The organism is Glaciecola sp. MF2-115 (assembly GCF_047250385.1).
Lineage (GTDB): Bacteria > Pseudomonadota > Gammaproteobacteria > Enterobacterales > Alteromonadaceae > Glaciecola.
Genome location: NZ_JBLBVM010000036.1, coordinates 62,253 through 69,982, shown reverse-complemented (window position 1 = coordinate 69,982; position 7,730 = coordinate 62,253). Strand labels below are relative to the sequence as shown.

At 40.3% G+C, this 7,730-nt stretch carries 6 protein-coding genes; all 6 read right to left on the bottom strand.

Annotated features, from left to right (window positions below; translation table 11 throughout):
• Positions 1–174: 174 nt before the first annotated feature.
• Complete coding sequence (gene rmf, locus ACKLNX_RS02650; protein WP_411694672.1) at positions 175–351, bottom strand: ribosome modulation factor; 177 nt, start codon at positions 349–351, stop codon at positions 175–177.
• A gap of 278 nt (positions 352–629) precedes the next feature.
• Entirely contained in the window at positions 630–2,327 is a 1,698-nt protein-coding gene (locus ACKLNX_RS02645) for a DUF3466 family protein (protein WP_411694673.1), read from the bottom strand.
• 11 nt (positions 2,328–2,338) lie between these two features.
• Complete coding sequence (locus ACKLNX_RS02640) at positions 2,339–4,270, bottom strand: ABC transporter ATP-binding protein (protein ID WP_411694674.1); 1,932 nt, start codon at positions 4,268–4,270, stop codon at positions 2,339–2,341.
• On the bottom strand, positions 4,267–4,509 hold the full coding sequence (locus ACKLNX_RS02635) for a glutaredoxin family protein (protein ID WP_411694675.1): 243 nt from the start codon (positions 4,507–4,509) through the stop codon (positions 4,267–4,269). The genes ACKLNX_RS02640 and ACKLNX_RS02635 overlap by 4 nt, the downstream gene beginning before the upstream one ends.
• Positions 4,506–6,704 (bottom strand): bifunctional 23S rRNA (guanine(2069)-N(7))-methyltransferase RlmK/23S rRNA (guanine(2445)-N(2))-methyltransferase RlmL, encoded by a 2,199-nt coding sequence (rlmKL, locus tag ACKLNX_RS02630; RefSeq protein ID WP_411694676.1) that lies wholly within the window; start codon positions 6,702–6,704, stop codon positions 4,506–4,508. Before rlmKL ends, ACKLNX_RS02635 begins: the two co-directional genes overlap by 4 nt.
• Positions 6,697–7,701 (bottom strand): quinone-dependent dihydroorotate dehydrogenase, encoded by a 1,005-nt coding sequence (gene pyrD / locus ACKLNX_RS02625; protein ID WP_411694677.1) that lies wholly within the window; start codon positions 7,699–7,701, stop codon positions 6,697–6,699. Before pyrD ends, rlmKL begins: the two co-directional genes overlap by 8 nt.
• Between the last annotated feature and the right edge of the window lie 29 nt (positions 7,702–7,730).

Here is a 7,730-nt window from a genome sequence, read left to right as displayed (position 1 = left end):
CGTACCCCAAACTTCCGCTCTAAGACTACTGAACTCTCTTCTTGGGCTAATTTCGCTAGCTTTAACTTAAATACTTTGTGATGTTTGGACATAAAAAGACCCCCAGTAATTGGATTGTCCAACTATTGGGGGTCACTTCATGTTGGGCTTTTTTACATCTAATTGAATGAGATTCTAGCGGCCTACTAAGCCCGCATTTCTGTCGGTCAGAGCTTCTCTCCAACCTCCTAACCATTCCGAACGAGCTTCAGCAGCTTGGAATGGACATAATTCCTTTGAACGACCTGAGATACCTGCTTGATAACCTTTTGCATGGGCACGTGTTAACTTGTCTCTTTTTTGTCTTTTCATCGATAAACCTCTCTTGTTTAAAAAAAGCAACAGTAGGAAATGAATTCGTATATTTGGTGAACAGTTTCTTTCCTTTGTTACAAGTATATAGATAGCTTTTCGACCTAATAAGTTCAATGCTTAAATTTTGACACTAATGTTAATTATTAATAACTTGCTGATATCTATTGAAATGTTTTCTTGGTTCAATTTTGTCTATTAAACCCTGTTTATAGACTGTCAAGTTATTAAAACGAAAAAGCCCCGATGTACGGGGCTTTCAGAGTATGTCTTAGTTGTTACTTCTTAATTCGCTTTCTAAAAAAGCAAGTTAATAGCAATAAACCGAACATATAAAGCCCTGTAGATGCCCCATTGCGATCTTCAACACCTAAGTCTTCATCAGAGCAAGTTGCTGGTGCTTGACCTGTCGGATTCAGTTTTAATGTAACGACTGTATCAACAAGCACCTCATTACCGCTTTCGTCGATTATTATATCGCCTCTAGCATCACGCGCGGGCTTCTTGGTAGTCGCAGAAACAACGATTTCGTTATTGTCGTTAATGTCTGTCGCTTCAATCAAATTGAATGGGCTATCACAAGCAATTAGGGTATTTAAATTCTGAAAGTTATCAGTTTCGATATCATACAAAAATGCTGCCGTTTTTCTACTTGTTCCTGACGATGCAGTTGCTTCTACGTCAGCTGAGCCAACTACTAAATTGTTATTATTAACCGCTCTAGGAATTGTGCTTGAGCTTTCAAAGAAGTCATCTACAAACTTCAAATTGTCATCGTTCATGTTATAGATGAACATTTTATTTCTACTGACCCTGTTAATTGCAAGACTGCGTAGCCCAACTATGTAACCGTTGTCATTCAAAGAAATCGCACTGTTAGGTAGCATATCTTCGTCTGGAATAATCTGGGTTACAGTACCATTCTGAAAAATGGCTGCGGCAGTATTTAAACTCGTACCCTCGTTGATCTTAACACTTGCAACGCCTACACCGACGTTACTGTTATTAATGTCAAGAATTTGACTTGAACCCTGAGACGTAGGTGTGTCCTCTTCGTCAGTTACCAAGGTGCCGTATGTTGTTGTGTCGATAACAGTCCCGTTAGTATCGAGGGTCCATAAATGTGCTCGTTGCAGCCATAGACCAGAGCGTCTCGTTACACTTGTGCCAGAACTAACGATAATGATTTTACGATAACAAGCTTCGATTGGTTGATCTCCGCGTATCTCTTCATCAGCACAGTTTTCTATACCGGTGGTAAGTGCAGTGCTTGGCAAAATAGAACCACTTCCGACAGCAACAAAGTTATCGTTGATTGCGTTAACTAAACTAGTGCCGCCTAAGGTGACATCTAACGGCAACAAAGGAGACACATTCTCACCAACTTGAGCAAAAGCACGACGATCAAAGTCACTCACAATATATTTAATGGTCGCGTCATTTTCATTTACATAATCAATTGTTCTAAATGGACCTTCTGAATTACCTACAATGTGCGTGCCACCTACTGAATCTTTTGGTGTCGTTTCCATTGCTTGGGAATAACCGCCCAACGCTTCACTCACGGTATCAAAGGCATTGATGAAATTAATGTTGTTCGGTGAACCATCAGTACTAAAAGCCTGCAGACTACCTAATTGTTGAGTAAAGAGGCTAAAATTTCGTGAACCCGTTATCGCTCTATTAACTAAGAATGTATAGTCTTCAAGGTTGAATACGCCATTTTTTGCTGACTCAATATCAGTTAAACCGGCAATGATGTCGCCATTCTCAAAGTTGATCGTAGATAAATCTATCGGTGAGTTATAGCGGTTCTCGACCGCAGTTAAAATCGTACCAGTATCATCTATAGAAAGTCCGTATTGGTTTTGACCTAGGCTTTCTGTTGGTAACTCAGTGATGGTGTATGAAGCGGCTAAAATTGGCAATGATGCTGAATAAAGTATCACTGCTGACGCCAATCGAGTAAATTTCATTAATATTCCTGTTACTGCTCGTTATTTTTTAAACTTTCTAATTCATCCCAGCGCGCATATGCAACTGATAATCGTTTTTCTATATCTGCTAACTTATTTAGAACCGCCTGAGTAGCTTCAGCGTCTTTCTGGAAAAAGTCGGGGGAATTTACTTGTTCTTGAAATCCCTCTTGTTCTTCTTCCATTTTTTCGATTATTTTTGGTAAATCTTCGAGTTCTTTATTATCCTTGTATGATAGCTTTTTGTTGCTTCTAGTAGAAGTGTTAGCTACCTGCTTTTCCGGTTCTATCTTATTTTTAGTTTGTTTTTCAAATTCATCGTTCATTTTTTTTGCTAACTCGGCCTTTTCATCGTACCAAGTGCGCATATCAGTATAGCCACCAACGAATTGTCGGATGACACCGTCGCCTTCAAACACCAAACTAGAAGTGACAACGTTATCTACGAACTCCCTGTCGTGACTGACCAATAACACAGTACCATCATAATCAACGAGCAAGGATTCTAGTAATTCGAGTGTTTCGACATCGAGATCGTTAGTTGGTTCATCGAGAACTAATAAGTTGCTAGGCTTCAACATCAGTTTAGCCAAAATCAATCTGTTTTTTTCACCACCAGATAGGGTTGAAACTGGTGCATTTACTCGTTCAGGGGAAAATAAATAATCCTGTAAGTACCCTATTACATGACGAGTGCCCCCGTTAAAAGTGACTTCTCTCTTACCATCAGCTATTACATCGATAACTGATTTATTCAGATCGAGTGTTGAACGATGCTGATCGAAGTAAGCAACTTCTAAATTGGTCCCTCTAAATATTTCTCCTTTAGTAGCTTCAAGCTCACCGAGTAACAGTTTTATTAGTGTGCTTTTACCGCAACCGTTCCCTCCTATCAGTGCCACTTTTTCGCCGCGAGTAATGAGTAAATCAAGGTTTTCGACTAAGCGTTTGTCTTCAATACTGTAATAAAGACCTTCAGTTTCAAATACGCGTTTGCCCGATTTACCGCCAGCGTTTCTGTTGATGATCGCGTTACCCGTTACATTGCGACGAGCACTATATTCATCTCGAAGCGCTTTTAGTGCGCGCACTCTACCTTCATTGCGCGTTCTGCGAGCCTTGATGCCTTGTCTAATCCACACTTCTTCTTTTGCTAACTTTTTATCAAACTCACGATTCATCGTTTGCTCAACTTCTAAGTCATGCGCTTTTTGCTCTAGATAGGTTTCATAATTACCTGGGTAACTCACCACCTGACCTCGATCGATATCGACAATGCGAGTAGCAAGTTTGCGAATGAATGCCCTATCGTGGCTTATAAAGATGATGGCGCCCTTATAATTAAGTAAAGCCTTCTCTAGCCATTGCACCATGTCAATATCCAGGTGGTTCGTCGGCTCATCCAATAATAATAAATCCGGCTCACTAACTAATGCTCTCGCTAAAGCTGCTTTTCTGCGCCATCCGCCAGATAACTCAGAAAGAATTTGATCGGGCTCTAATTGCAATTGAGTTAGGACATTGCTAATTCTTTGTTCAAATTGCCAAGCATTTCTCGTATCTAATTGTTCTTGAAGCTCTTGCATGCGATTCAAGTTTTTCTCGCTAGGATCTTCCCCAATAATTTGAGTAATGTGATGATAGTCCTTCAATATTTGCGCAACATCTTCCAAACCTTCAGCGACATAATCAAACATATCTCCACTGATGTCCTGCGGAGGATCCTGAGGCAATCTAGACACGACGGTTCCTGTAGGCAATATCATCTGCCCTTCGTCTAACTTTGTCTCGCCGGCTATAACTTTTAGCAATGTAGATTTTCCACTGCCATTTCGTCCAACAACACAGACTCGCTCTCCACTTTGAATATTGAGTGATGCGCCGTCTATGAGTGGCGGCTGTCCAAATAGTATGGACGCGTTTTTCATTTGCATTAAATTCATTTTAAAAACTCAACTAGATCATCAATTGTGAAAGGCCATCCCAGTTCAGAAGCATTTTCTGTGTTTTTCAACACAGGGATCCTGGCACCATAGAGGTGATACAGGTCGGCAGAATCTCGAATATTCACTTTACTTAGTACAAGTGGCTCTGAGGCATTTAACTCATTGTATTGTTCGACGATATCAATCGCTAAATCACACAAGGAACACTGCGGACCGGTATAAAGAATTATTTTCACAGAGACAATATCCAGCATTTATGTATTTTCGGATTGCGCTTAAAGTCTTCTGGAATAGACTTTTGGGTAATATCTTCAATATTGAAACCAAGCGCCTGAACAGCATCGAGATCCAACTTAAATTGACGTAAGTTGTTACTGAAAAATATTTTACCACCCGGGTTTAAGCATTCTTTTGCATCGCTGAGTAAACTAACATGGTCACGTTGAACATCCCATGTGTCATCCATTCGTTTGGAATTAGAGAATGAAGGAGGATCGATAAACATTAAATCGTATTTACCATGATGTCTTTTTAACCATTTTAAGCAATCTGCTTGTTCAAAATGAAAAGCACCATTGAGCTTGTTAAGCGCAAAGTTTTCCTTCGCCCAATCCAAGTAAGTATTGGACATATCAACCGTTGTCACACTTTTCGCTTTCGCTTGTGCAGCGTGTACTGAGACGCTACCGGTATACGCAAACAAATTAAGTACGTCTTTGTTCGCACATTGTTGTTTGAACATTAATCGTGTGTCGCGGTGATCAAGAAATAAACCAACATCCAAATAATCTGTTGGATTGATATAAAATTGCGCTTGGTTTTCGTGAACAATGACTTTATGGCCTTTTCTGTCCACTTTCTCATATTGTTCTTTACCTTTGTTCTGACGTCGAACCTTTACAACCATCTTGCTTGATGGAATGCCAAGTACTTTTGGAATATGAATCAAAGCTTCTTGCAGGCGTTGTTTCGCTTTTTCCTCAGGCACATCTTTGGGGGCAGCGTACTCTTGCACAATCACCCAATCGTTATAGATATCAATTGCAAGATTGTAATGTGGTAAATCGGCATCATAGATCCGATAAGCATTTGTGTTGCAACGCTTTATCCAAGGTTTAAGTCTTTTTAGGTTCTTACGAAGCCTGTTAGCAAACTCATGATTTTCATCAGTCTGGCTTTCAAATATTTCTAGGTTTTGTCCATAAAGTTGATAATTCATGAGTACACATTCGAGTTTACCGTTCATCAACTTGTAGCTTTTTGTATATCGTAATTTTAATGCTTTTAATAAATCTTGATTCGAACTTAAAAGGGAAACATTCCATAAGGCAAAATGTTTCTTAAGATGATGACCAAGTTTGTCAAAAAGTGGTAATAGTGAGGTGTATTCACCTAATCGTTCACCATATGGCGGATTAGAAACTATAAAGCCTTTCGGTTTTACTTCACTTTGGCCACTCTCTTTGTTTTTAGAGTTTTGGCTCAACCAAGTATCGTCAATAACTGCATCAAGCACATCACACTGTTTAAACGTAATAAACTCAGAGACTCCTGCTCTTTCTGCATTCTGTTCCGCCAGTTCAACTAATTTGGTGCTTAAATCATAAGCATAGATAGGTTTTGTTGGTTTGGTGACTATATGCTTTGCTTGCTCAACAACTGCGTCAAATAGATGATGATCATGCTGAGACCAATGTTCAAAACCCCATGATTCCTTGTCTAAATTGGGTGCCATGTGAGCAGCCATCATCGCGGCTTCAATTGCAATCGTGCCAGAACCACACATTGGATCTAGTAGCACATTATCTGTGTCTTGTGCCCATCCACTGCGCATTAATATCCCTGCAGCAACATGTTCTTTAAGTGGTGCATCACCCGCATCTGAGCGGTATCCGCGTTTATGTAGGCTGCCACCGGATAGATCGATACACAAATTGAGTTTGTCACGTCTCAATCTCGCTTGAATCACAATCCCCGGTTTCAGTTTATCTACCGATGGACGCTCATGACCTGCCTCTTGGAATTGATCGACAATGGCATCCTTTATTTTCAATGCCCCAAACTGGCTGTTATTAATGGCATTATTAGTGCCATTAAATTGGATCATAAACGGTACGTAGGAATCGAACTGTGATGGCCAGTCTGCTTCTTTAGCTACATCATAAAGTTCCTCAGCACTATTTACCGTGCCTTCAGCAACGACTAACAATACTCTGTTCGCCAACCTTGAATGCAAACAAAGTTGATATGCATCTTTCAATGAACCTATGAATGAAACTTGGCCTGGTTGAAGTTGTAGTTTTGGCAAGTCATATTCATCATCAGTTTCATCCGCACAAGCAGCAGTGTTTAGGGTGCTAAGTATCGACTCAACCTCTGTTTTTAGCAGGTCGTCGAGTCCTTTTGATGTGGTTACAATCAGCTTATGCATTAACAAGCTCCTTAATAAGTGGTGGGCCTTGATAAATAAACGCAGAATAAACCTGTACTAAGCTTGCTCCAGCTTCAATTCGCTGATTTACGTCGTCAGCATTGCTGATACCGCCAACGCCAATAATTGGCATTCTACCGTCGAGTGCTTTTGCTAATGTTTTCGTAATTGAAAGACTTTGCTGTGTTAACACTTCGCCACTTAAGCCGCCAGCCTCATCTGCATGTTCATGGCCCGCAACGGCTTCACGGTTTAGTGTTGTATTGGTTGCAATAACACCATCCATTTTCGCTTGAAGTAATGATGCTGCAATCGATTCTACTTCTTCTTCACTTAAATCTGGCGCTATTTTGATCAGAATTGGGACATATTTCTTATGCTCAATTTCAAGCGCTAACTGCCTTTCTTTTAAGCCAGCCAATAGACTGTCAAGCGCTGCACCGTATTGCAGGTTACGCAAGCCGGGGGTGTTTGGGGATGAAATGTTTACAGTGATATACGATGCGTATGCATATACTTTATCGAGGCAAAAAAGGTAGTCATCTAATGCGTCTTCATCGGGTGTGGTTTTGTTTTTTCCGATGTTAATGCCAAGAATACCGGAATATTTTGATTTTTTAACTTGCTCTACTAAGTAGTCAACGCCTTTATTGTTAAAGCCCATTCTGTTAATAATGGCTTTATGCTCTGGTAATCTAAACAGACGCGGCTTGTCATTACCTAGTTGAGGCTTTGGAGTCACCGTCCCAACCTCAATAAAACCGAAGCCCATTGAAGCGAACGCGTCGATACATTCACCGTTCTTATCCAAACCAGCCGCTAAGCCAATTCGGTTTTTAAAGTTCATCCCCAAACATTCAAAAGGCTTATCGGCCAGTTTTTGAGAATACAGCCCAGTTAATGGACTTCGTTGAGAGCGTTTTAAAAAACCAATCGTAAAGTCGTGACTCCACTCTGGATCGCGACTTAATAAAAATTTTTGAACAAAAGAGTACACAGTTTCCCCAAGCTAAAAAAAAGCCCTGC

Coding starts and splice junctions, on each gene's coding strand:
- rmf (WP_411694672.1), bottom strand. CDS start 351: ATGAAAAGACAAAAAAGAGACAAGTTAACACGTGCCCATGCAAAAGGT.
- ACKLNX_RS02645 (WP_411694673.1), bottom strand. CDS start 2,327: ATGAAATTTACTCGATTGGCGTCAGCAGTGATACTTTATTCAGCATCA.
- ACKLNX_RS02640 (WP_411694674.1), bottom strand. CDS start 4,270: ATGAATTTAATGCAAATGAAAAACGCGTCCATACTATTTGGACAGCCG.
- rlmKL (WP_411694676.1), bottom strand. CDS start 6,704: ATGCATAAGCTGATTGTAACCACATCAAAAGGACTCGACGACCTGCTA.